At 74.2% G+C, this 21818-nt stretch carries 18 protein-coding genes and 1 pseudogene; 12 read left to right on the top strand and 7 right to left on the bottom strand.

All coding sequences use genetic code 11. From position 1 onward, the window contains the following. The first annotated feature begins 28 nt into the window (after window positions 1-28). The 3 genes from AC0QU1_RS23920 to AC0QU1_RS23910 all read left to right on the top strand — a co-directional run bounded on the left by AC0QU1_RS23920 (window position 29) and on the right by AC0QU1_RS23910 (window position 3796). A complete protein-coding gene (locus tag AC0QU1_RS23920; protein WP_483616329.1) occupies window positions 29-577 on the top strand; it encodes a hypothetical protein in 549 nt (182 codons plus the stop codon). A gap of 137 nt (window positions 578-714) precedes the next feature. After that, a complete protein-coding gene (locus AC0QU1_RS23915; RefSeq protein ID WP_483572978.1) occupies window positions 715-2250 on the top strand; it encodes a sugar transferase in 1536 nt (511 codons plus the stop codon). 25 nt (window positions 2251-2275) lie between these two features. After that, a complete protein-coding gene (locus AC0QU1_RS23910) occupies window positions 2276-3796 on the top strand; it encodes a lipopolysaccharide biosynthesis protein (protein ID WP_483572977.1) in 1521 nt (506 codons plus the stop codon). Here AC0QU1_RS23910 and AC0QU1_RS23905 read toward each other — a convergent pair. Next, window positions 3758-5431 (bottom strand): tyrosine-protein kinase domain-containing protein, encoded by a 1674-nt coding sequence (locus AC0QU1_RS23905; RefSeq protein WP_483572975.1) that lies wholly within the window; start codon window positions 5429-5431, stop codon window positions 3758-3760. The two genes, AC0QU1_RS23910 and AC0QU1_RS23905, sit on opposite strands and share 39 nt — an antisense overlap. Window positions 5432-5636: 205 nt before the next feature. On the opposite strand from AC0QU1_RS23905, the gene AC0QU1_RS23900 reads away from it, so the two are divergent. From AC0QU1_RS23900 to AC0QU1_RS23880, 5 genes and pseudogenes are all read left to right on the top strand, one after another. Continuing rightward, on the top strand, window positions 5637-6728 hold the full coding sequence (locus tag AC0QU1_RS23900; protein WP_483572973.1) for a glycosyltransferase family 4 protein: 1092 nt from the start codon (window positions 5637-5639) through the stop codon (window positions 6726-6728). Further along, window positions 6725-7867, top strand: coding sequence for a hypothetical protein (locus tag AC0QU1_RS23895; protein ID WP_483572971.1), 1143 nt, complete (start codon window positions 6725-6727; stop codon window positions 7865-7867). Before AC0QU1_RS23900 ends, AC0QU1_RS23895 begins: the two co-directional genes overlap by 4 nt. Window positions 7868-8243: 376 nt before the next feature. Further along, a pseudogene (locus AC0QU1_RS23890) lies at window positions 8244-8369 on the top strand (DapH/DapD/GlmU-related protein); the annotation flags it as partial. 86 nt (window positions 8370-8455) lie between these two features. Continuing rightward, entirely contained in the window at window positions 8456-9634 is a 1179-nt protein-coding gene (locus AC0QU1_RS23885; protein ID WP_483572970.1) for a glycosyltransferase family 4 protein, read from the top strand. Continuing rightward, the gene (locus AC0QU1_RS23880) at window positions 9631-10491 is read left to right on the top strand and encodes a sulfotransferase family protein (RefSeq protein ID WP_483572969.1); all 861 of its coding nucleotides are present in this window, start codon (window positions 9631-9633) and stop codon (window positions 10489-10491) included. The genes AC0QU1_RS23885 and AC0QU1_RS23880 overlap by 4 nt, the downstream gene beginning before the upstream one ends. A gap of 66 nt (window positions 10492-10557) precedes the next feature. On the opposite strand, the gene AC0QU1_RS23875 is transcribed toward AC0QU1_RS23880, so the two are convergent. Genes AC0QU1_RS23875 through AC0QU1_RS23865 form a run of 3 tightly spaced genes read right to left on the bottom strand, consistent with a single transcriptional unit; the run spans window position 10558 to window position 13368 of the window. Continuing rightward, on the bottom strand, window positions 10558-11568 hold the full coding sequence (locus AC0QU1_RS23875) for a capsular polysaccharide synthesis protein (RefSeq protein ID WP_483572967.1): 1011 nt from the start codon (window positions 11566-11568) through the stop codon (window positions 10558-10560). Beyond that, window positions 11565-12458, bottom strand: coding sequence for a sulfotransferase family protein (locus tag AC0QU1_RS23870; protein ID WP_483572965.1), 894 nt, complete (start codon window positions 12456-12458; stop codon window positions 11565-11567). The genes AC0QU1_RS23875 and AC0QU1_RS23870 overlap by 4 nt, the downstream gene beginning before the upstream one ends. Continuing rightward, complete coding sequence (locus AC0QU1_RS23865) at window positions 12451-13368, bottom strand: sulfotransferase family protein (RefSeq protein WP_483572964.1); 918 nt, start codon at window positions 13366-13368, stop codon at window positions 12451-12453. The genes AC0QU1_RS23870 and AC0QU1_RS23865 overlap by 8 nt, the downstream gene beginning before the upstream one ends. Window positions 13369-13542: 174 nt before the next feature. Here AC0QU1_RS23865 and AC0QU1_RS23860 point away from each other — a divergent pair, with 174 nt between their 5' ends. Further along, window positions 13543-15114 carry a lipopolysaccharide biosynthesis protein gene (locus tag AC0QU1_RS23860; RefSeq protein ID WP_483572962.1) on the top strand — a complete coding sequence of 524 codons (1572 nt, stop codon included), beginning with the start codon at window positions 13543-13545 and terminating at the stop codon, window positions 15112-15114. On the opposite strand, the gene AC0QU1_RS23855 is transcribed toward AC0QU1_RS23860, so the two are convergent. From AC0QU1_RS23855 to AC0QU1_RS23845, 3 genes are read right to left on the bottom strand one after another with little or no spacing between them, the layout of a single operon-like run. Then, window positions 15086-15970: a glycosyltransferase family A protein gene (locus tag AC0QU1_RS23855; protein ID WP_483572960.1), complete on the bottom strand. Its 885-nt coding sequence runs from the start codon at window positions 15968-15970 to the stop codon at window positions 15086-15088. The genes AC0QU1_RS23860 and AC0QU1_RS23855 overlap by 29 nt on opposite strands. Continuing rightward, entirely contained in the window at window positions 15967-17109 is a 1143-nt protein-coding gene (locus tag AC0QU1_RS23850; RefSeq protein ID WP_483572959.1) for a polysaccharide pyruvyl transferase family protein, read from the bottom strand. Before AC0QU1_RS23850 ends, AC0QU1_RS23855 begins: the two co-directional genes overlap by 4 nt. Continuing rightward, a complete protein-coding gene (locus tag AC0QU1_RS23845; RefSeq protein ID WP_483572958.1) occupies window positions 17106-17963 on the bottom strand; it encodes a polysaccharide pyruvyl transferase family protein in 858 nt (285 codons plus the stop codon). The genes AC0QU1_RS23850 and AC0QU1_RS23845 overlap by 4 nt, the downstream gene beginning before the upstream one ends. 185 nt (window positions 17964-18148) lie before the next feature. Between AC0QU1_RS23845 and AC0QU1_RS23840 the strand changes: the two genes are divergently transcribed. The 3 genes from AC0QU1_RS23840 to AC0QU1_RS23830 all read left to right on the top strand — a co-directional run bounded on the left by AC0QU1_RS23840 (window position 18149) and on the right by AC0QU1_RS23830 (window position 21804). Continuing rightward, a complete protein-coding gene (locus tag AC0QU1_RS23840) occupies window positions 18149-19045 on the top strand; it encodes a CAP domain-containing protein (protein WP_483572956.1) in 897 nt (298 codons plus the stop codon). 13 nt (window positions 19046-19058) lie between these two features. Further along, on the top strand, window positions 19059-19580 hold the full coding sequence (locus tag AC0QU1_RS23835; RefSeq protein ID WP_483572954.1) for a CAP domain-containing protein: 522 nt from the start codon (window positions 19059-19061) through the stop codon (window positions 19578-19580). Between the two features lie 121 nt (window positions 19581-19701). Next, window positions 19702-21804, top strand: coding sequence for an acyltransferase family protein (locus tag AC0QU1_RS23830; protein WP_483572953.1), 2103 nt, complete (start codon window positions 19702-19704; stop codon window positions 21802-21804). Window positions 21805-21818 lie beyond the last annotated feature (14 nt).

Below are 21818 nucleotides of genomic sequence, written 5' to 3'. Positions count from 1 at the left end.
ACGCCACAAAACATCAGGGGACTGAGCAATGCTTCGACGCCTCATCAGCGCCATGGCCATCACCGCAGCCGCCGTGCTGGCCCCCGCGTCCGTCGCGGCAGCGGACGAGTACGGGCCGAGCGAGTTTCCGTGCGTCATCACCTTCGACAGCCAGACAGTGACCGTCGGGGAGCCCTTCGGCTTCACCGTCCAGTGCGCGGACATGGCGGGCGCGACCATCACCATCCAGATCGCCTTCGCGGGTGAGGCCGCAGCGGCCGACCAGGCCGTCGAGGTGGCCGGCGCCGACTCGGCCGAGCTCACGCTCGACGAGAACGGCGCGGTGAGCGACACCGCCACCGTCTCGGCACCCGGCGACTACACCGTCCAGATCCTCTCCGCTGACGGCACGCCGCTGTCCGAGACCTACACGATCACCGCGGTCGCGGCCGGTGTCGGTGGCGACGGGGGTGCCGGCGGGGGCGGCCTGGCCGTGACCGGGCCCACGAGCCTCCCGTACCTCGCGGTGGCCGGCGGCCTGCTGCTCCTCGGCGTCGGCGCCCTCGTGGCGACGCGCGTCCGGGCCCGCCGCAGCTGAACCGCCCGTGGCCGCCCCTCCGGCGGCCTCCTGCTCGACCCGTGCGCCGCACCTCACCCGCGAGGTGAGGTGCGGCGCACGGCCTGTCATCACGTCCATCGATGGATTTGGGTCCCATACATGTCCAGGAGTGGATCTTGACGATCGACGACAAGCCTCCCGCTGACGTCGACAGCCAGGCCGCGGAGCTCGCGCAGCGCCTGGCGGACGAAGACCTTCGCCGCACCGCCTCGATGACGGCCCCCTCGCAGCGTCGCGGGCCGGCGGCGCGGTGGCAGGACGTGATCGTCCGGCGGGCGCTCTTCGCCGACATCGCCGCCGCCACCGCGGCCGTCGCCTTCGGGTACGTGCTCCGGTTCGACCGGAGCATCGAGGTGGACCTCTTCGAGCCGCGCGGCGGGCAGTACGTCCTCATCTCGGTGGTGCTCGCCGAGGCGTGGGTGGTCGCGCTCGGCATCGCCGGCTCGCGCAGCCCGCGGGTGCTCGGCTCGGGCCGCGAGGAGTACCTCCGCGTGGTGCGGGCGACGGCCGCACTGTTCGGGCTCGTCGCCATCGTCTGCTACCTCGTCAAGTTCGACCTTGCGCGGTCGTACGTGGCCGTCACCCTCCCCATCGGGCTCGCGCTCGTGCTGGGCGGCAGGTGGCTGCTCGCCACCAGGCTGCACCAGGAGCGGGCGCGCGGGGAGTACCACCGGCGCACGCTCGTGGTGGGCGCCCGCGACGCCGTCATCGACCTGTGCCGCCGGGTGGACCGCGCCCACCAGGCCGGGTTCCAGGTGGTCGGCGTGTGCCTGCCGGGCGGCAGCGCGAGCCCGTCGCCGGTGGACGGCGTCCCCGTGCTGGGCCGGATCGAGGACGCGGCGGAGGTCGCGCGCGTGCACGACGTCGACGCCGTGGCGGTGACCGCGTCCGACCGCGCCACGCCGCAGGCGCTCAAGCAGCTCGCCTGGGACCTCGAGCCGACGGGCGCGGAGCTCGTGGTGGTGCCTGCGCTCGCCGACGTCGCGAGCCCCCGGCTCGTGATCACCCCGGTCGACGGCGTCCCGGTGGTGCAAGTCTCGCACCCGGGCTACACGGGCACCCAGCACGCGATCAAGCGGATCTTCGACGTCGTGGTCGCCTCGCTGATCCTGACGGTGGTCGCGGTCCCCCTGCTCGCCCTGGCCGGCCTGGTCCGGCTGACCAGCCCGGGCCCCGCGATGTTCACGCAGCAGCGCATCGGCCAGAACGGCAAGCCGTTCACCCTCTACAAGCTCCGGTCGATGCGGCAGGACGCCGAGGCGGAGCTCGTCACGGTGCTCGACGGCGCGGTCGGCGTCTTCTACAAGCCGAAGGCCGACCCCCGCGTCACCCCGCTCGGCCGGTTCCTGCGCAAGTACTCGCTCGACGAGTTCCCCCAGCTCCTCAACGTCATCAAGGGCGACATGAGCCTGGTCGGCCCACGCCCACAGGTGGCGCTCGAGGTCGCGCAGTACGACGATGCGCTGAGGCGCCGGCTGTTCGTCAAGCCGGGTCTTACCGGCCTGTGGCAGGTGAGCGGCCGCAACGACCTGTCGATCGACCAGGGCACCCGCCTGGACCTCTACTACGTGGAGAACTGGAGCCTGCTGGGCGACATCGGGATCATGCTGCGCACGGCGCGCGAGGTCTTCGCGCCGAGCGGGGCGTACTGAACGAGCACGGACCAGGAAGGACCCCGTGACCGCCGCCGAGGAAGAGCGCGCAGCACCCGCCGACCCGGACGGCCTGGGCCGCAAGGCCGCACGCGGCGGCCTGGCCACCCTGCTCGGGCAGGGCGGCCGGGGCCTGGTCCAGGCGGCCTCGCTCGTGGTGCTCGCCCGGCTGCTCAGCCCCGAGGACTTCGGGTACGTGGCCATGGCGATGGCCGTGGTCGGCGTCGGCGTGCTGCTGCGCGAGCTCGGGCTGTCCCAGGCGAGCATCCAGGCGCGGACCCTGAGCCCGGGCGAGCGCGACAACCTGTTCTGGGTCAACACCGCGCTCGGTATCGCCCTCGGCGCCGTGATCGTGGTCGCGGCGCCGGCCATCGCGGCGCTGTACGACGAGCCGGTGCTCGCGCAGATCACGCCGTGGCTGGCCGTCACGTTCGTGCTGAACGGGATGGCGACGCAGCACCGGGCGAGCCTGGACCGGGACCTGCGGTTCGCGGCGACGGCCACCCTGAACGCGCTCGGCCCGCTCGTGGGGCTCGTCGCGGCGGTGGTGGTGGCCCTGCTGGGCGGCGGCTACTGGGCGGTGGTCGCGCAGCAGATCGCGACCACCACCACGGTGGTCGCGGGGATCTTCGTGGCCGCCCGCTGGCGCCCGGGCCTCCCGCGCCGGGACGTGTCGATCCGCGCGTTCCTGAGCTTCGGGCTGGCCGCCGCCGGCACCCGGCTCCTGCAGTACGCGAGCCGGAACGTGGACACCGTGGTGATCGGCGCCCGGTTCGGCGCGGCCAGCGTGGGCCTGTACAACCGGGTGTTCCAGCTCATGGCGCTGCCCGTGCAGCAGCTCGGCCTGCCCGCCGGGCGGGTCGCCCTGCCGGTCCTGGCCCGCCTCCAGGACCACCGCGCCGACTACGTGCGGTTCCTCGTGCGTGGCCAGTCCGCGCTGCTGCACGTGATCGTGCCGGCGCTCGCGCTGGCCTGCGCGCTCGCCGAGCCGGTGGTGGGCATCGTGCTCGGCGAGCGGTGGCTGCCGGCCAGCACGACGTTCGCCGTCCTCGCCGTCGGCGGGATCTTCGAGGCGGCGAGCTTCGCGCCCGGCTGGATCTATCTCTCGACCGCTCGCACCGCGGCGGAGCTCAGGTACTCGCTCGTCACCCGGCCCCTGGTCATCGGGGCCGTGCTCCTCGGCAGCCTGTGGGGGGTGAACGGCGTCGCCGCCGGGTACTCGGCCTCGCTCGCGGTGCTGTGGCCGGTCGGGCTGTGGTGGGTCTCCCGGGTCACGGGGGTGCCGGTCGGCGCCGTCCTCGGGAACGGCGCGCGCGCCATCGCCGGGCACGGCCTCGCCGCCGCGGGCACCGGCGCCGTGGTGGCGTGGCTGCCCGTCGACGGGTACTGGTCGGTGGTCGGCGTCGGCCTGCTGGTCTACGTGGCGCTCGTCGCGCTGGTCTGCGCCGTGTGGCGGCAGTTCCGGCGGGATCTCGGCCAGGTGCTGCGGACCGGCTGGCTGCTCGGGCTACGGCGTCGGGCGGACGCGGACGGGCGGCGCGGCTGACGGGCCGCTGACCGCCGCGGGCTCGCCGTCGGCGGCGGGCTCCTCCGGTGCCGGACCGGGATCGGGGGCCTGCTCGGTCTCCGGCGCCCGGACCGTGGTCGGGAGCCAGCGCGGCTTGGCGTGCTTGTTGCTCACCGTGTGCCGCGGCGGCAGGTCGCCCGCCTGGGACGTGCTCGCCGCCCCCTGGGCGGCGTCCCGCGGCTCGGCCGCCCCGCCGACGAGCGACCTGAGCCGGCGCCCCAGGACCGCCATCGGGGCCTCTGCCGCCGTCTGCTCCGGGCCGTACTGGTAGTACGCGTACTCGCTCGCGTAGCTGTAGCCGTCCACGTCCTTGCGGACCTTGTTCAGCACGACGCCGAGGATCCGCGCGTTGACCGCCGTGAGGTTGCCGAGGGACTGGCGGAGCTGGTCCCGCCGGATGGAGCCGGAGGCCGCGACCATGAGGGCGCCGTTCGCCTGCTTGGCGATCAGCGCGGCGTCGGTCACCGGCAGGAGCGGCGGGGTGTCGATGATGACGTGGTCGAACTCCTTGCCGACCTCGTCGAGCAGCTTGGACATCGCGCGCGATCCCACGAGCTCCGCCGGGTTGGGCGGGATGACGCCCGCCGGAAGGACGTAGAGCCCCGCCGAACCCCACGGCTGGACGACGTCCCGCCAGTCGGCCCGGTTGATGAGCACCGTCGTGAGGCCCACCGAGTCCTCGATGCCGAGGTACTTGCTCACGGTCGGACGGCGCAGGTCCGCGTCGATCAGCAGCACCCGGGACTCGGCGTCGGCCAGGGTGATCGCGAGGTTGATCGCCGTCGTCGTCTTGCCCTCGTCGGGCAGCGACGACGTGATGACGAACGCCTGCGGGCCGCCGTCGACGTCGATGAACTGCAGGTTGGTGCGCAGCCGGCGGAACGCCTCCGAGCGGGCGTGGTACGGGCTGGCCTGGACCACCAGCGGGTTCTCCCCGGCGGCGTCGTCCATGACGATGTGCCCGATGACCGCCGAGTCGGACAGCGCGGCGACGTCGTCCTCCGTGCGGACGCGGGTGTCGACGACCACCTTGAGGATGGCGACGCCCACCCCGCCGGCGAGGCCGAGCAGGAGCCCCATGGCGAGGATGAGCGGCGTGTTCGGGTAGCTGGGGTCGGTCGGTACGGCCGCCTCGCGGACGGTCTGCAGGCGGACCGGCGAGGCGCTCTCGCCCTCGGGGGTCTCGAGCTCGTCCACCTGGGCGGAGAGGCTCGTCGCCGCGGTGTTGGCGATCCGGGCGGCCATGCCGGGGTCGGCGTCGGTCGCGGCCACGTCGATCAGGACGGTGTCGGCGGGCGAGGTCGCGGTGATGTTCTCGGCCAGCTCGCTGGGTGTCTTGTCGAGGCCTAGTTCCTCGATGACCGGGAGAAGGACGCGTTCGCTTTTCGCGAGGTTTGTGTACGAGGCAACATTACGTTGGATATAACTCGATCCAGCGCTCAGCTCCGCGGTCGAGCTCGCCTGCCGGAACGACACGAAAACCTGCGAGGACGCGGTGTACAACGGCGTACGGGTCACGGTATACGCCGTGCTCAGGGCCAGGCCCGCGACCGTGACCAGCGTGATCAGGACCCAGTGCCTGCGGACGATCTTGAAGTACTGCGCGAAACTCAATGCGTCCCCCAGTCGGTGTGATGGTGCTTCCCGAATCGGTCATCTCGCGCATTCTCGGCAGGGCGCGCAGTCGCATTCCCGGGTGCGAGACTCGGACGGGTAAACGTCTCCTTGGAAATGTATCCGACGGGTCGCAGGCGCGCCCCAGGAGTGTTCAACTGTCTTCAGGCAGATTCCCCCAAGTGCATTTTCCCCGGAGGCTGGTGTGCGCGTTCTGCACGTGACGGACCGTTACAGCGGTGGTGTCGGCAGAGCGGCTGACCGGACGAGCGAGCTCGTGACCGACGTCGAGCACCACCTCCTGTGCGCGGGCGACGAGCCGGTCGAAGGCCGGGGCGACTGGGTGAGCGTCTCCCGGCTGCCCGGCGGGCTCTTGGCCCGGCTGACGGCGCTGCGGGCGGCCGTCGCGCGGGTGCGGCCCGACGTCGTCCACGCCCACTCGAGCTGGGCCGGCGTGCTGACGCGGGTACGTCCGCTCGGCGTGCCCGTGCTGTACCAGCCGCACTGCTTCTACTTCGAGAGCCCCGACCTGGCCACGCCCGTGCGGTGGGCCGTCCGGGCGGCCGAGGGCCTGCTCGCGCGGCGGGCCGCCGTCATCGCAGGGGTCAGCGCGCGGGAGTGCGCGCTCGCGCGCCGGCTCGGTGCGCGGCAGGTCGCGCTGATCCCCAACACGCCGTCGGCCGCCGCGGTGCGTTGGGCGCACGCCGCGCAGGCGGCGCAGGCAGCGGACGCCGGGGAGCGCGGAGCCGCCGCGGGCCGGGGCGGCCCCGCGGTGGTCGTGATGGTCGGGCGCGTCGCGGCGCAGAAGGACCCGGCCTTCCTCGCCGCGCTCGCGCGCGCGGCGCGGCGGGAGGGCGCCGGCCTGGCGTTCCGCTGGCTCGGCGCCGGGGACGACGACCTGACCGAGCTGCTGCGCACCTCGGGGGTCGAGGTCACCGGCTGGCTCGACGCCGACGGCGTGATGCGCGAGCTCACCCGGGCCGACGTCTACGTGCACTCGGCGGCGTACGAGGGCTTTCCCATCGCGGTGCTGGACGCCGCGCGCCTCGGCCTGCCGATCGTCGTCCGGCGGTCTCCCGCGTTCGACGGCGCACCGCTGGTGCAGGCGGAGAGCCCCACGACGGCGCTGCGCCGCGTGCACGAGCTGCTCACGCCCGCGGGCCGGGCGGCAGCGACGGCCCGGAACCAGGTGCTCCTCGGCGAGATGGACGAGGACGCGGTGCGCGAGGGCGCCATGGCGGCCTACCGGGCGGCGGCCGGCGCCGCGAGCTATTCCGAACGCAGGCGGGTCCGGTGAGCGCGCACCGCGTCGCGATGTCCGCCGAGGACCGCGACCTGGCGGTCCGGCACCTGGGGGTCGGCGTGATCTTCGTCGCCGCGCTCACCTTCGTGGTGCTCGGCCGGGACGTGCTCGCGGGCCGGTTCGAGGCGGACGGCCTCAAGATCCAGGCGCTCGCCCAGGGCTACGAGGGCACGTGGGGCGAGGGCTCGTACTATGCGACCGCCACGATCTACCGTGAGCTGGGCCTCGCCCACGAGCCCATGCTGGCCAGCCTCTTCGGGTTCACCTGCTTCCTCGTGGTGCTGCTGGTCGCCCTGCGCGGCCGGCTCGCGAACGCGACGCCCGTGCAGATGGGCATGATCCTGGCGATCGTCGCGATGGGCGCCGTGTACCTGGGCTGGTACTCGAAGGACGTCTTCGTGCTCCCCGTCGCGCTCATCGCGCTGTGGCGGGTGCGCGGCATCATGCCGGAGCTGGCGCTGGTCGGGGCGATGGCCCTCTACGCGTGGGGCATGCGGCAGTACTGGTGGCTGGTCCTCGCATGCTACGTGGGGCTGCGCCTCTTCACGCTGCGGCGGTTCAGCATCCGGCGCGTGGTCGTCGCGGGGCTGTGCGCCCTGGCGGTGCTCTCCGTCGTGTTCCGCGAGATCCTCGGCGTCGAGCTGGACCACTTCCGCGTGATGGTGAACGAGCGCCGGGCCGGCGGGCTCGCGATGAACACGGCCATCGACCCGTTCGTCGTGCTCCCCGACCCGATCGGCGGGCTCGTGAACTCGCTGCTCGTGCTGGTCTCGTTCGCCATCCCCATCCCGCTGCTCCTGCTGGGCGAGGCCTACTACATCGTGATCAGCGCGATGTTCGTGCTCGTCTGGTTCCAGTTCTTCGGCGCCATGCGCGCGCAGGCGGCGCACCGCCCCGACCAGGGCTGGCTGCGGGCCTGCTGCCTGGTGCTCGCGCTGACCGTGGTGCAGTCCGTGTTCGAGCCGGACTACGGCTCGTACGTGCGGCACCTCACCCCGCTGCTGCCGGTGCTGCTCGCTGCGGTCCTGTGGCCGCGGCCCGCCCCCGCCCCCACCAACGCCAACGCCGACGCCGACGCCGACGCCGAGGGCGCGCGGCCTACCGAACAGGAGGGTGCGCTCCGTGCGTCGTGAGGCGATCGACCTGATCAAGCGGGCCAGGTACGCCTGGGGCTACGCCAAGGCACCCGTCGTGCTGGCCGTGACCACCGGTCACGTCCCGCCCGGGGCGCTGGTGATCGGCCGCACCCCCGCGATCACCAACCGCGGGCGCATGATCTTCGGCCGCGGCATCCGGCTGCGCGGCCACGTCCAGCGCTCCGCCTTCTCCACGGGCGACCACGGCGTGCTCGTCGTCGGCGACGACTGCTTCTTCAACGAGGGCGTCCACGTCCACGCGGAGCGGAGCATCACGGTCGGGGACCGGGTCGACGTCGGCGACGGCGTCCGGATCTACGACACGAACTTCCACCCCGCGCGCCCGGGCGGGCGCACGCGCGTGGCGCCGGTGGTCATCGAGGACGACGTGTGGCTCGGCGTCGAGGCGCTGGTGCTGCCCGGCGTGCGCATCGGGCGCGGGGCGGTGATCGGCGCCCGCGTGGTCGTCACCCAGGACGTCGAGCCGGGCGCCGTCGTCGTGCCGCCGGAACCCGTGGTGCGGACGACGTACGCCGTGCCGCAGGACTTCCGGCGCCGGAGCGGCGCCATGGCCTGGGAGCGCCCATGAGCGAGAATCCGGTGCTCCTCGTCCACTGGGGGCGGACCGGCGGCGGCCCCCGGTTCCTGCGCGAGCTCGCCGCGGCGTGCGGCGCCGCCTGGGGCGACCGCGTCGCCGTGTCGTACAACGCGGACGCCGACATCGCCGACGGGCTGCGGGCCGTCGCGGGCCGCCGCCTGGAGGTGCGTACGTACTCCAGCCGGCTCGGCGTGGTGCTCGGGCTGCCGCGCCTGGTCCGCACGGCGCTGCGGCTGCGCCGGTGGCTCCGCCGCGAGGGCGTGACCACGGTGGTCGGCACGATGGAGAGCGTCTACCAGTCGCTCGCGCTCCCGCTCGCGGTCCCCCGCTCCGTCCGGTACGTCGTGTGCGTGCACGACGCCGCAGAGCACCCCGGCGAGGAGCACCTGGTCAAGCGCATCGGCCGGCGGCTGGAGCTGTGGCGGGCCGACGCCGTGGTGACCTTCTCCGGCTCCGTGACCGAGGCGCTCGGCCGGCAGGGTGCGCTCGCCGGGAAGCAGGTGGTCCAGAGCGTGCACCCGGCGTATGACGCCCCGGAGACCCTGGTCCGTGGGCGCTCGCTGCCGACGGACCGTCCGCCCGTGGTCGGCTTCTTCGGCCGGCTCCTGGCCTACAAGGGGCTCGGCCTGCTGCGGGACGCCGCCCGCCTCCTGCGCGAGCAGGGCGTCGCCGCCGACGTCCGCATCCACGGCGACGGCCCGGAGGGCGCTGGCAGGTCGGGCCGGGACGGCGACGTGACCTGGCACGTCGGCTGGGTCGACGACGCCGACGTCGCCCGCACCGTCGCGTCGTTCGACGTGCTCGCGCTGCCCTACGTCGAGGCGAGCCAGTCCGGCCCGCTGGCCCAGGCGACGGCGCTGGGGGTGCCCGCTGTGGTCACGCCGGTGGGCGGGCTGCGCGAGCAGGCGGAGGCCTCGGCGTGCGCCGTCGTCGCCTCCGCCGTCGACGCCGAGGCGTTCGCGCGGGCGGTGGCCGGGCTGCTGGGCGACCCGGAGCGGTACCGGAGGCTGTCCCGCGCGGGTATCGCGGCGGCGTCCGGCGACCTGTCGTGGGCCCGGCTGGTCCGGGACCTCGCGCCGCTGGTCAGCGCCGCGCCGCTGACTGGTGCCGTGCCGGTGGCCGACGCCGCGCCGGCCGCTCGGACGGGCGCGCGGGAGGCGGGATGAGGCGGATCTTCGTCGTCGGGTACCCGAGGTCCGGCACCACGCTGGTCCAGTCGCTGCTCGGCGCCCACCCGGACGTCTTCACGTTCCCCGAGACGCACTTCTTCCTCCGGGTCGTGCCGCTCTCCGGCGTCCTGCGGACGGCGGGGCTCGTGCGGCCCGACGCCCTGCGGGTGCGCTCCCGCCTGCGCGCGGCGGGGACCACGGGATGGGTTCCGGGCCCGGCCAGCATGGCGCGCCCGCTCGTCTCCGCCTGGACCCGGCGGTACGTGGCGGGGCTCGACGAGCAGGCGGCGGACGCGGGCCGGACCGCCTGGCTGGACAAGACGCCGGGCAACTACCAGTTCCTCGACGAGATTGGTGCCCTGGTGCCGGGGGCGAAGGTCGTGCACGTCCTGCGCCGCGGCGTGGACACGGTGGCGTCCCAGCAGCGCGCGGTCGAGCGCGACCGGCGGGCCTGGACCGGGCTGCGGACCTGGGCGGACACGTCACCCGACGCCGTCGCCCGTGGCTGGCTCGACGCCGTCGACGCCTCGCTCGCGCGCCTCGGCGCGCCCGGGCACGTGCACGTCCGGTACGAGGACGTGACGCGGGCCCCCGAGATGACGCTGCGCCGCATGCTCCGCGGCTCCGGCCTGCGGTCCGACGCCGGCGCGGTCGCCCAGGCGATCGCGTCCCGGCGGGTGGTGGCCGAGTCGGTGACGCTCCAGGGGGAGAGCTGGAAGGGCCTGAACGTCCAGGAGATCCGCGCGCGGTCGCCGCGGGCACGTCCGGAGGTCGAGGGCCGGATCAGCGAGCCGGTGCTCGAACGCATGGCGGCGGCGGACGAGCGCGTGGCGGAGCTCGTGCTGCCGGCGTGACCCGGCGGCCCAGGCGGCCGTGAGGCGGCCGGCCTCGGTCCGGCGCCGACCGCCTCGGTCTGGCCGTCAGCCCCGGCGCAGCAGGTGGTCGAGCATGGTGCCCGGCCGCTCGGCGGCCGGGTCGTACTTGTAGGTCAGCTTGTGCACGAAGGAGCCGGACAGGACCTCGTCGAACCGGGCCTCGTCGTAGGGCTCGGCCATGAGCGGGATGAACGCCGTCGGCGGCTCCCACGACCGGCGCGGCGTCCGGGCCCAGGCCGCGCCGAACTCGGCGTCGAGCTCGGTGAGCGCCTCGAAGACGTGGTGCAGCACGAGGTAGTGCCTGAAGCTGCCGAAGTGCCGCACCACCTCGTAGAGCGCCTCGCGCAGCAGCGTCGTGACGTGGTGGCCGGGGGCGCTCGCGAGGAACCACGTGGACAGCGTGACGTCGCGCTTGGTGAACGCGAAGAAGCCGCTGCCCAGCAGCGGTTCGAGCGCCGTGCGCGGGTCGTCGACGAGCAGGCAGGTCGCGTCGAGCCAGGTGCCGCCGTACCGGGACAGCAGCTCCAGGCGCACCAGGTCGGAGCGGAAGGTCCGGCTCATGGGCGCCCGGGCGACGTCCTCCGGGATCCGCACCAGGTCACCGAGCGTGCTGTCGTCGAGGTAGTCGAGGGAGCCGCCCGCGTGCTCGGCCATCTGCCGGTGGCAGAGCCGCACGACCTCGGGCGCGGACTCGATGCCCTGCGCCCAGTAGGAGAAGACGGTGCCGGACCGGTCGTCGACCACCTGGCTGTCCGCGGCGGCGCGCTCCCGGATCCGGTCCAGGTGCTGGGCCACGAAGCGCCCGATCCGGCGGCGCGGCAGGAACTCCAGGGCGTCCTTCTCCAGCAGCCGCCGGTCGAGCGGCACGGCGCCCGGATCGCGGGCGAGGCCGCTGTGGAAGGCCCGGCCGGCGCGGGCGACGTCGTCGCGCTCCTCGTGCAGCCGGCCCAGGAGATAGTGCCACCGGGCGGTGAGCGAGGGGCTCGCGGTGACGATCTCGCGCACGGTGCGCCGCGCGCCGTCGAGCGTGTGCGGCTTGAGCCCGAGCCCGTTCACGAGCCGCTCCGCGGGCCGGCCGGCTGGCGGCTGGGCCAGGGCTCGGCGTCGTCGAGGACCTCCGGGTCGTAGCCGTGGGCCCGCATCCGCTCGGCGAACCGGGCGTGCACCGTGCGGCGGTAGCGCTTGAGCAGCAGCGCGTCGCCGACGTCGCGCAGCAGGTCGGCGGGCGCGCGCAGGTGCCGGCGCAGCCGGGCCGCGAGGCCGGTCCGTCCGGCACCCTGCCACAGGTCGACGTAGCCGGCGCTGCGCGAGGTGTCCACCGCCGTCGGCGGCAGCAGCGGGAAGCCGAGAAACTCCTGGAGGCGGGCGACCTCGCCCGCCGGGTCGCGCATCAGGTGTTCGTACCGCAGCACGTGCAGGTGCCGCACGTGCGGTGCGTCCGCCAGCAGCAGGTCGTGGGCGTGCAGCCAGTGGTCGACCAGGCGGGGCAGGCCGACGGTGAGCTTGCCGGTCGACGGCGTCGCCCACTTGCGCACGGCGAGCGCCTGGACCACCGGGTGCCTGGTGACGACCACGAACCGGGCACCCGGAAAGACCTGCTGGAAATAGCGGGTCTTGACGAAGTTCGGGGGCGACTTCTCCACGAGGGTGTGCCGCCCGAGGTCCCAGTACGGCGACCACGCGGCCCAGAGCCGGGCGGCGGCGTCCGGCCGGGCGTCCCGCTCGGTGAGGTGCAGCCGCGGGTCGTAGGCCCAGCTTGACGTGTTGCGCCAGGGCGTCGGGTAGACGTCCTGCATGTTGTGCCCCTCGTCCATGTACTGGCCGGTGTTCGACAGGCCGGAGGCGTCGGGGCTGCCCGCGATGATGTCGGCGACGAGCGTGGTGCCGCTGCGGTGCATGCCGCCGACGAAGACGAGTCCGTGCGCGGCCCAGGGGCGGTCAGGCACGGGTGCTCCCCGTCGGCGCGTCGGTGCGGTTCTGGTCGGGCCACGGCTCGGCCTCGGAGAGCCGGTCGAGGTCATATCCGTGGACCGGGGCGAGGTTGCTGTACAGGGACCTGACCGTGCGCCGGTACCCGGGCAGCAGGAGCGGGTCGAGCAGCTCGCGCGTGATGCCCGAGCGCCGCAGCTTCCAGTTCCTGGCGCCCCAGTGCTTCCGGATCCGGCCCGGCAGGCCGCGGCGGCGCGGGTGCTCCCAGGTCTCGACGTAGTCGCTGCTCCGCGAGGTCTGGACCGGGGCGACGTCCGGCAGCGTGATGCCGAGGAACGCGGCGAGGCGTTCGGCCTCCTCCTGCGGCCGGGCCACCAGGTGCTCGTAGCGCAGCACGAGCAGGTGCTCCACGTGCGGGGCGTCGGTCAGGAAGAGGTCGTGCGCGTGGAACCAGTGGTCGACCAGCTTGGGGAAGCCCACGGTGTACTGGCCCAGGTACCACTGGGACCACTTGCGCACGGCCATCGCCTGGACCACCGGGTGCCGCGTGACGACGACGAACTTGGCACCGGGGAAGGCCGCCTGGAGGAACAGCAGCTTGGTCAGGTTGGGCGGCGACTTCTCGACGAGCGTGCCGCGCGACAGGTCCCAGTACGGGGACCACTGCGCCCAGAGCCGGGCGGTCACGTCCGGCCGGATGGCCACGTCGCGCTCGACGAGGTGCTCGCGCGGGTCGAAGGACCAGTTGCCGAGCATGCCCTGCGCCACGCCGTAGACGTCCTGGAGGTGCTGGCCCTCGTCCATGGGGACGCCGGTGTTCTCGAGGCCGGAGACGTCCGGGCTGCTGGACAGCAGGTCGGCGACGAGCGTCGTGCCGCTGCGGTGCAGTCCGGCGACGAAGACGAGCTGGTGGTCGTCCCAGGCCATGGTCTGTTTTTTCCTCGGGTCGTCGCGGGAAGTCGGCAATTCACAGTAGGTGAACCGGGTTGGTCCCGCGACCGGGGCGGACCGTGGGTCGGCGCCGACATGCCGGCGTCGGCATCTCCGGTTAGTGTCCTATCGAATCTGTCGGGTACTCCGGTTCCGGAGCGGGGAGGCACGGTGGCCAGTACCAGGGCGCGAGCACCCGGCGCGGCATTGAGCGTTGGCCCGGACGTCGGCTCGGACGTCGGCTCGGACGTCGCCTCGGTCGCCGAGGCGCCCCGGGACGCGGCGCTCGGCCGGGACGCCGCACGGGGCGGCGCCGTCACGATGGCGGCGCAGGCCGCGCGGGTGGGCCTCCAGCTCGTGTCGCTCACGGTGCTCGCCCGGCTGCTCGACCCCCGCGACTACGGCTACCTGGCGATGGTGCTGGCGGTCGTCGGCCTCGCCGACCTGCTGCAGGACTTCGGGCTCTCGAAGGCCGCGATCCAGGCGCCGACGCTCACACGGGGGCAGCGGGACAACCTCTTCTGGCTCAACGCGGCGCTCGGGGTGCTCGCCGGCGCCGTCGTGGCGCTCGCGGCGCCGCTGATCGCGGCGGCGTACGGCGAGCCGGCGCTCGCGGACGTCGCCCGCTGGCTCGCCGTCGTCTTCGTGCTCAGCGGTTTCGTGGCGCAGTTCCGGGCGAGCCTGCTCCGCGACCTGCGGTTCACGACCGTCGCCGGGGTCGAGGTGGCCGCCGCGCTGGCCGGCACGTGCGCGGCGATAGCAGTGGCGGTAGCGACCGGCTCGTACTGGGCCCTGGTGGCGCAGCAGGTCACCGTCGTCCTGGTCGCGACGGTCCTCACGGTCGGCCTGGCCGGCTGGCGGCCGGGGCTCCCGGACCGGACGGCGGCGGTCCGGGAGCAGGTCTCGTACGGGGCGCACCTGCTCGGCGCGCAGGTCGTGAACTACGTCGGGATGAACGTCGACACCGTGGTGGTGGGCGCCCGGTTCGGGGCCGCCGCGACCGGCCTGTACAACCGGGCCTTCCAGATGATGATGCTGCCGGTGGGCCAGCTCGTCTGGCCCGCGGCGCGCGTGGCGCTGCCGGTGCTCGCCCGCCTGCGGCACGACGTCGGCCCGTACGCGCGGTACGTGGTGAGCGGGCAGGCCGTGCTCGGCCACGTGATCGTGCCCCTGCTGATGCTCCTGGTCTTCGTGCCGGGCCCCGTGGTGGAGATCGTCCTCGGGCCGCGCTGGCTCGACCTGGTGCCCCTGGTCTCGGCGCTGGCGGTCGCGGGCGTCTTCCAGGCGCTGACGGCGGTACCCGGCTGGATCTTCCTGTCGGCGGGCGCCACGCGGGCGCAGCTCCGGCTGGCCCTGTGGACCCGGCCGCTGGTGGTCGTGGCCGTGCTGGTGGGGAGCGGGTGGGGGCTGACGGGCGTCGCCGTCGGTTATGCCGTGGCGACGGCGGTGCTCTGGCCGGTCAGCCTGTGGCGGGCCGGCCGTGCGGGGGAGGTGCCCGTCGGCGGCGTCGCGTCGGGCGCGGTCCGGGTGGTCGTCGCGCACGCCGTGGCAGGTGCGGCGGGCGGCGGGCTGGCCCAGCTCGTCGGCTCGACGCATCCGTGGGTGTCGGTGGGCGTGGCCGTGGCCGCCATGGTGCTCGTGCTCGGGGTCGAGGTGGCGCTGTGGCCCGCGCTCCGGGGTGATGCCCGGTTGCTCGCGCGGGCCGTGCGGCGGGTCACGGGCCGGGCACGCGGGACGGAGTAGCGCCCCGGAGCCGGCGCGCGACCTTGCCGGCCAGGTCGGCGACCGGCTCCGCCGCCGCGCGTGGGCCCAGCGCGCGCCACACGGCCTCGCCGCGCTCGTCGCGCGGCGGCACCCCGAACGTCTCCGCGAACCGGCGCGTCACCGGGACCGAGGGGCCGCGCAGGGTGTACCCCGAGTGGTTCTCGCCCGTGTCCACCTGGTACACCGCGCCCCGGAAGGGCAGCCGGGCGAGCGGGAAGCCGTGGCCGCCGAGCCAGTCCACCGCGTGGTGGTGGGCGCCGAGGATCGTGGGCAGCCGCTCGCCGTAGCCCGCGACAACCTGCTCCTGGGACGCCTCGGGACCGAGGTGGTCCGGCACCGCGTAGGCGTCGTAGCGGACCACGTGGCTGGTGCCGCACGCGCGGTTGAAGGTCCGCTGACGCCGGAAGGTCTGCCGGGCGCGGGAGTAGATGTACCCGTCCGTGAGCACCCAGCCGGGAGCGCCCGGGTGCCGGGCCACGAAGCCGGCCAGGCCGCGGTGCACGAAGTCGTCGGCGTCGACGATCATGACGTGGTCCGGCTCCACCGCCCGCGCGGCGAGCAGCCCGACGCCGATCTTGGTGCCCTTGTCCCTCACGAAGGCGTCCCGCGGCGTCCGCGGCCCCCTGGTCCGGACCGGCGGCGGGAAGTCGACGGGTACGAAGTGCACCTGCTCCGGCAGCGGGAACGCGGGCGCCTGGTTGCCGACGACGAAGACCGCGAAGTCCGGGTGGTCCTGCGCCGTGAGCGACCGGAGGGTGTCCCGCAGCAGCGCCTCGACCCGCGGGTAGTCGTCGGAGTTCACGGGGTGCCGGAGCGACGTCACGAAGGCGATCACGCGGTCTCCTTCGCCCCGACGAGCGTCCGGGCCTGGTCGAGGGCCTCGTCCAGGTCCCGCGCGAACCATGCGGTGGCCAGGACGTGGGTGTACTCGGCGTACACGGTGCTGATCTTCCCGTAGCTGTTGTCCAGCGCCACGTGGGGCACCCCGAGCAGCGCGGCCAGCACGTGGGCGTGCAGGCGGTCCACCACCGCCACGGGCCGGTCGCGCAGGAGGCGCACGCCCGCGCGGACGTTGATCGTGTTGATCGCCGTGAGGCACGCACGCAGCAGCGGCTGGACCGCCGTCCCGCGCAGCGCCGGGACGCGGTGCGACAGGTGCGGCAGGACGCGGAGCAGGTGCCACGCGGCGGCGTCGAGCCCTAGGCCGCCCCAGTCGCGCCGGTCGACCGTCGTCCCGAGCCGGGCTGCGACGTCGGCCGAGCCGAGCCCCGACGCCGCCTCGTGGTCCGCGCGCGCCAGCACCAGCGGACGGCGGGCGGCCCGCGAGAGCGAGCGGGCGGCCCGCGAGAGCGAGCGGGCGGGCCGCGGGAGCCAGCGGGCGGGCCGCGGGAGCGCGCGGCGCGAAAGCCCGCGGCGGGAAAGGCGGCGGCTCGGCGGCTGCCAGCCGAGCGCCAGGTCCCAGCAGTACCGCGTCGGCACGTCCGGGAGCTGCTGCCCGGCGCGCGCCTCGGAACCGCGGTCCCGGACCAGGAGCGTGAAGTCGGGATGCGCGCCGAGCTCCGCGTTGGCCTGCGCGGCCTTGGCCGGCGAGGCGAAGTACACCGACTGGGGGAGCTGGACGATCGGCAGGTCCGGGAAGTCGCGCGCCACCCGCTCCCGGTGGAGCTGGTGCCCGTACCAGAGGTCGCCGAAGTTGCCCCCGCCGTGCAGCAGCACGACGCCGCCGTCGGGCAGGCTCGCGCGGACCGTGCGGGGGTCGTAGCCGCCCGGGTCGCTGACGTGCCGCAGCCGGAGCCCGAGGGCCGCGAGGTACTCGCGCTCGCCGAGCCAGATGAGGGTGTCACCGACGTTGCGCTGGTTCGGCGCCTGGAGCAGCGCGACGTCACGTCCGGTGCCGATGACGTCGGCGAGGACGTCGAGCGTGGCCAGGCGGATCTCGTGCAGGGACCGCGGCCGGTGCAGTGTCTCGGTCATGCGGCGTCTGTCTCCGCGACGTCGGTTCCCGCGGCTTCACGGCCGGGGACGACGTCGTCACCGGAGCCGGCGTCGTCCCACAGGTCCCTGGGGAAGGCGCGGTACAGGGCGTGCGCGTCCCAGCCGGAGAGGTCCGGCGGTTCGGCCGGACGGCGGAGCGCCTCGTCGAGCGTGGTGGCGGGCGCCGGCATGGTGCGGCCGGTGCCCTCGTAGTAGTCCTGGTACTTCAGGGGTTTCTCGTGCCCGCCGAGCAACGTGGCCGGGATGCCGAGCGCCTCGGCCACGATCAGCCCGTGCAGGGACGAGGCGACCACTCGCTCGCTCTGGGCGATGGTGCGCAGCACGTGCCACAGGCCCGAGCACGGGTCGACCGCCCGCGGGTGGTCCCCGAGGCGCTCCCAGTCGTGCAGGTTCGGGACCACGGTGAGGGCGTGCCGCTTGGTCGCGGCCCACCGGGCGACGACGGGGAACAGGCTGGGCAGCAGCAGCGCCGGGTCCCCGTACACCGTGGGGACGTCATGGCCGCGGCCGGTGAGGAACGCGTGGGTGCGCGGCCCCCGGACGGCACGGACGTCCAGTGCGGCGAACCGGTGCCGGGCCACCCGGACGTTCGGGTTGACGCCGGACCCCCAGACGACGTCGCCGTCGCTCGCCACGTGGAGCACGGAACCGACGGTGATCAGGCGGCCGGGCCGGGCGGGACCCGGCCAGGGCAGGCCCTCGCGGTCGCAGATCGACTGGACGATGAGCGGTCCGAGGAGGTCGCCGAAGTTGTTGGTCCGCGGGCCGACGAACCGGTCGCGGAACGGGCGGGGAAGGTTGTTGCGGTGGGGATTCCAGGCGAATGCTTCCATGCCGGCGGCTCCGGGTTCCGTTTACTCGATGTATCCGATCGTTTGAATCGGAAATCGACCACCAGGAAAACACGGCCCCCGCCGGACGGCGACCGGGGCGCGGGTCCAGGGCGGCCGCCCGGCCCGGGCAGCGGTGCGGTTCCGGGCATTCCGCCCCGTCGCGATCGCCGGTATTGTCCGGGCTTGTGTCCCCAGCACCCCGTACGACGTCGTCCGCGGGCCGGCCGTCGCGCGCTCGGCGCGCCGCGTTCCTGGCCCTGGCCGCGGCGGCGAGCCTGTGCCTGACGGCGTGCTCGGTGGTGCTCAACCCCGGCATCGAGCCGATGCCGGAGCAGGTCGCCGAGCCGATGCCCGAGCCGGGGGTCGCGCCCGGCGTGGTGGGCGTGGCCGTGCCGATCGAGCGGGCGTCCGAGCAGCCGGACCGGCAGCCGTCCGAGCAGCCGCGGCCCACGGCGGTGGAGCCGATCCGGGGCAGGCACACGGAGGAGCTCGGCACCGTCGACGTGCAGCCGGCGCCCAGCGGCGGGGCGTCGCGCGGTGCGGACCGCGAGCCGACGCCGGGGACCGGCGGGGAGGCCGGTGCGGGCGACGGCGGCAGCGGCGGCGGTGATTCCGGTGACTCCGGCTCCGGCGGCGGCACAGGGGACGGGACGGGCGAGGGCTCCGGCGGCGGTTCCGGCGACGGCGCCGCCCAGCCCGACCTGACCGACGCCGTGCAGTACGCCGGGGCGCTGGAGGATGCGGTCAACGGCCACCGCACGGCGAACGGCCTGCCGGCCCTCGTCCACGACGCCTGCGCCTACGACGTCGCGCTGGAGCGGGCCAGGGACCTGATCGGGCAGGAGCTCGCGCACGCGCCGCTCGACCCGATCTTCCAGGCCTGTCCCACCATGGCGGTCGCGGAGAACCTCGCCAAGGGCGGGTGGTCCCCGGCGGAGGCGGCGCAGGGCTGGATGGACTCCGAGGGCCACCGGGCCAACATCCTGAACGGCGACCTCACCCGCGGCGCCATCGCCTGCGTGCCGGACGGCGGCGATCCCGCCGCGCCGGTCATGATCTGCGCGCACGTGTTCCTGGCGTAGCAGAATCGACGTCGTGCCCCGCAACCCGACCCGCCTCGCCGTCCTGCTCGTGACGGCCGCCGCGCTGCTCACGGCCTGTGCCACGGGGGGAGGCACCCCGGAGCTGACGGCGGCCCCCACGGCCACCTGGACCGCGCCCGCCGGCGTGGACCTGACCGACCCCGAGCAGTACGCGGCGACGCTGGAGGACGGCGTGAACGCGGCCCGCGCGCAGGTCGGCGTCGCCGCGCTGGAGCACGACGACTGCCTCCAGCCCGTCGCCGTGGACCGTGCCGAGGCGCTGATCGGCGCGCCGGAGCTCGTGCACGCGCCCCTGCCGCCCGTGCGGCAGAGCTGCCCCGGAGGGCTCGTCGCCGAGAACCTCAGCCGGACCGCCAACCCGCCGCAGGACGTGGTGCAGGCGTGGCTCGACTCGCCGTCGCACCGGGAGAACCTGGTGAACGCGGAGCTGCGGCGCAGCGCCATCGGCTGCGTGCGCGACGGCGGCACCGCCGTCGCGCCGGTGCTGGTCTGCTCGCACGTGTTCATCGACTGAGCCGGAGGTGCAGCCAGACAGGCCCGCACTCTCCCCAGACCCTCCTCGATAACCGGGCAGCCCGGCCCGTTGTGCCCGTTATGGTGTGTGACGCCCCGTCCGGAACGACCGCAGGAGAAAAATGGCGCAGGCGACGACGACCGCCGTCGACCGACCCACCGGACCGCTTCCGGAGCCCCGCAGCCCAGGGGCGGGCCGGGCACCCGCCACCCCGGGCGCCGGACACGCGTTCCGCACCGACATCAACGGCCTGCGTGCGGTCGCCGTGCTCGCCGTCGTCGTCTACCACGCGGGTATCGCGATCCCCGGCGGGTTCACCGGCGTCGACGTCTTCTACGTGATCTCCGGCTACCTCATCAGCTCGCTGCTGCTGCGCGAGGTGGACCGCAGCGGCACCGTCGACCTCGTCGAGTTCTGGACGCGCCGCATGCGCCGCCTCGTGCCGGCGCTCGCGCTGGTCGTGGTGGTCACGCTGCTCGCGTGCCTGCTGATCCTGTCGCCGCTGGTCTGGGGCCGCCTCGCGTGGCACGCGGCCTCGGCCATGCTGTTCGTGTCCAACCTGCTGTTCCCGTACCAGGGCCAGAACTACTTCTCCGACACCGTCACGCCGAGCCCGTACCTGCACACCTGGTCGCTCGGCATCGAGGAGCAGTTCTACATCTTCTGGCCGCTGCTGATCCTGCTGGCCGTCGCGGTCGCGCGGCGCACCCGCCTGCCGGTGCGGCGGATGCTGCAGTTCCTGTTCGCCGGGACGTTCGTGGTGTCGCTCGCCGCCTCGGTGTGGCTCACGACGGCCGTGCCCGACTGGGCGTTCTACATCCTGCCCACGCGCGCCTGGGAGTTCGCGGGCGCCGCCCTCGTGGCCGCGCTGCCGTGGGGGCGGCTCGCCGAACGCTCCCGCCTCCGGCCGGTGGTGCTCAGGGCGCTGCTCGGCACCGCGGGGTTCGCCCTGCTGGCGCTCTCGTTCGCGGTCGTGCACGAGACCGACCCGTTCCCGGGCACCGTCGCCCTGCTGCCCGTCGGCGGCGCGCTGCTCGTGCTCGCGGCGGGCAGCGTCTCGGCGTCGGACGGCGCCCCGCGCACCTGGGTGGACCGCGTGCTCGACCTGCCGGTGCTGCAGCGGCTCGGCGACGTCTCCTACTCCTGGTACCTCTGGCACTGGCCGTTCGTGGTGCTCACCACCGCGGCCGTGCAGGACGACGCGGTCTGGATCAAGGTGCTCGCCTCCCTCGGCGCGCTCGGGGCCGCCTTCGCGACCTACTACTGGGTCGAGAACCCGGTCCGGTTCAGCGCGGCCATGCGGTCGTGGCGGCGCACCGCCGCGGTGACCCTGGTGATCGGGCTCGCCGTCGGCACCCTCACCGTCGGCACGCGGGTCGCCACCGGCGCCGTCCTGCAGCGCGAGCCGTACGCCACGGCGGTCGAGGCCGGCGCGGAGCCCAAGCCGTACGGGTGCACCGAGACCACCTGGACGCCGTCGGGCACGGAGGTCTGCCTGCTGGGCGACGTCTCCGCGACCACAACGGTGCTCCTGCTCGGCGACTCGCACACCATGCACTGGATCCCCGCGTTCGACGCCGCGGCGGACGACGCGGGACTGCGGCTCGCCGTCCGCTGGCGGCACGGCTGTCCGGCGGCAGAGGTCAACGTGCAGCAGCCCGCCGAGCGCGGGCCGTGCGGCGACTTCCAGGCCGAGTCGGTGCGCGTCGTCGAGGAGCTGCGGCCCGACGCCGTCGTCGTCAGCCAGGCGCAGATCTACGCCGACCGCATGCAGCACGCCGACGGCGGCCGGATGACCGAGGCCGAGGTGCGCAGCACCTGGGCGCGCGCGAACGACGAGCTGTTCGCCCGCATGACCGCCGTGACCCCCGCCGTGGTGGCCGTCAAGGACAACCCGAAGCTCGACGTGGACCCGCTCGAATGCCTCACCCGGCCCTGGTCCGGGCTCGGCGACTGCAGCATGTCGCGCGCGGAGGCCGAGAAATCCAACGGTGACCTTCCGCGTATCAGCGCCGAAACATGGAAGAAGTACGGTGTCACGACGTGGGACGGCGTCTGGTCGCGGACGTGCGACGAGCACACCTGCGGCGTCGGCGACATCAGGCATCCCGTGTACCGGGACTTCCACCACCTCAGCGTCGACTACGTGATGACCCGGGTGCCGTCCGTGGAGCGCATGCTTCAGAGGGCGGTGGGCGGCACGTCGCCAGGCAACATCGGGTAACGAAGGGGAACATC

It is taken from the genome of Promicromonospora noduliphila (assembly GCF_056951025.1).
This window is presented reverse-complemented; position numbering and strand designations above follow the sequence as displayed.

Bases quoted from the DNA above. Each gene is read 5' to 3' on its own strand.
- AC0QU1_RS23880 (WP_483572969.1), top strand. From the start codon at position 9,631: ATGAGGCGGATCTTCGTCGTCGGGTACCCGAGGTCCGGCACCACGCTG.
- AC0QU1_RS23865 (WP_483572964.1), bottom strand. From the start codon at position 13,368: ATGGCCTGGGACGACCACCAGCTCGTCTTCGTCGCCGGACTGCACCGC.
- AC0QU1_RS23885 (WP_483572970.1), top strand. From the start codon at position 8,456: ATGAGCGAGAATCCGGTGCTCCTCGTCCACTGGGGGCGGACCGGCGGC.
- AC0QU1_RS23830 (WP_483572953.1), top strand. From the start codon at position 19,702: ATGGCGCAGGCGACGACGACCGCCGTCGACCGACCCACCGGACCGCTT.
- AC0QU1_RS23845 (WP_483572958.1), bottom strand. From the start codon at position 17,963: ATGGAAGCATTCGCCTGGAATCCCCACCGCAACAACCTTCCCCGCCCG.
- AC0QU1_RS23850 (WP_483572959.1), bottom strand. From the start codon at position 17,109: ATGACCGAGACACTGCACCGGCCGCGGTCCCTGCACGAGATCCGCCTG.
- AC0QU1_RS23920 (WP_483616329.1), top strand. From the start codon at position 29: ATGCTTCGACGCCTCATCAGCGCCATGGCCATCACCGCAGCCGCCGTG.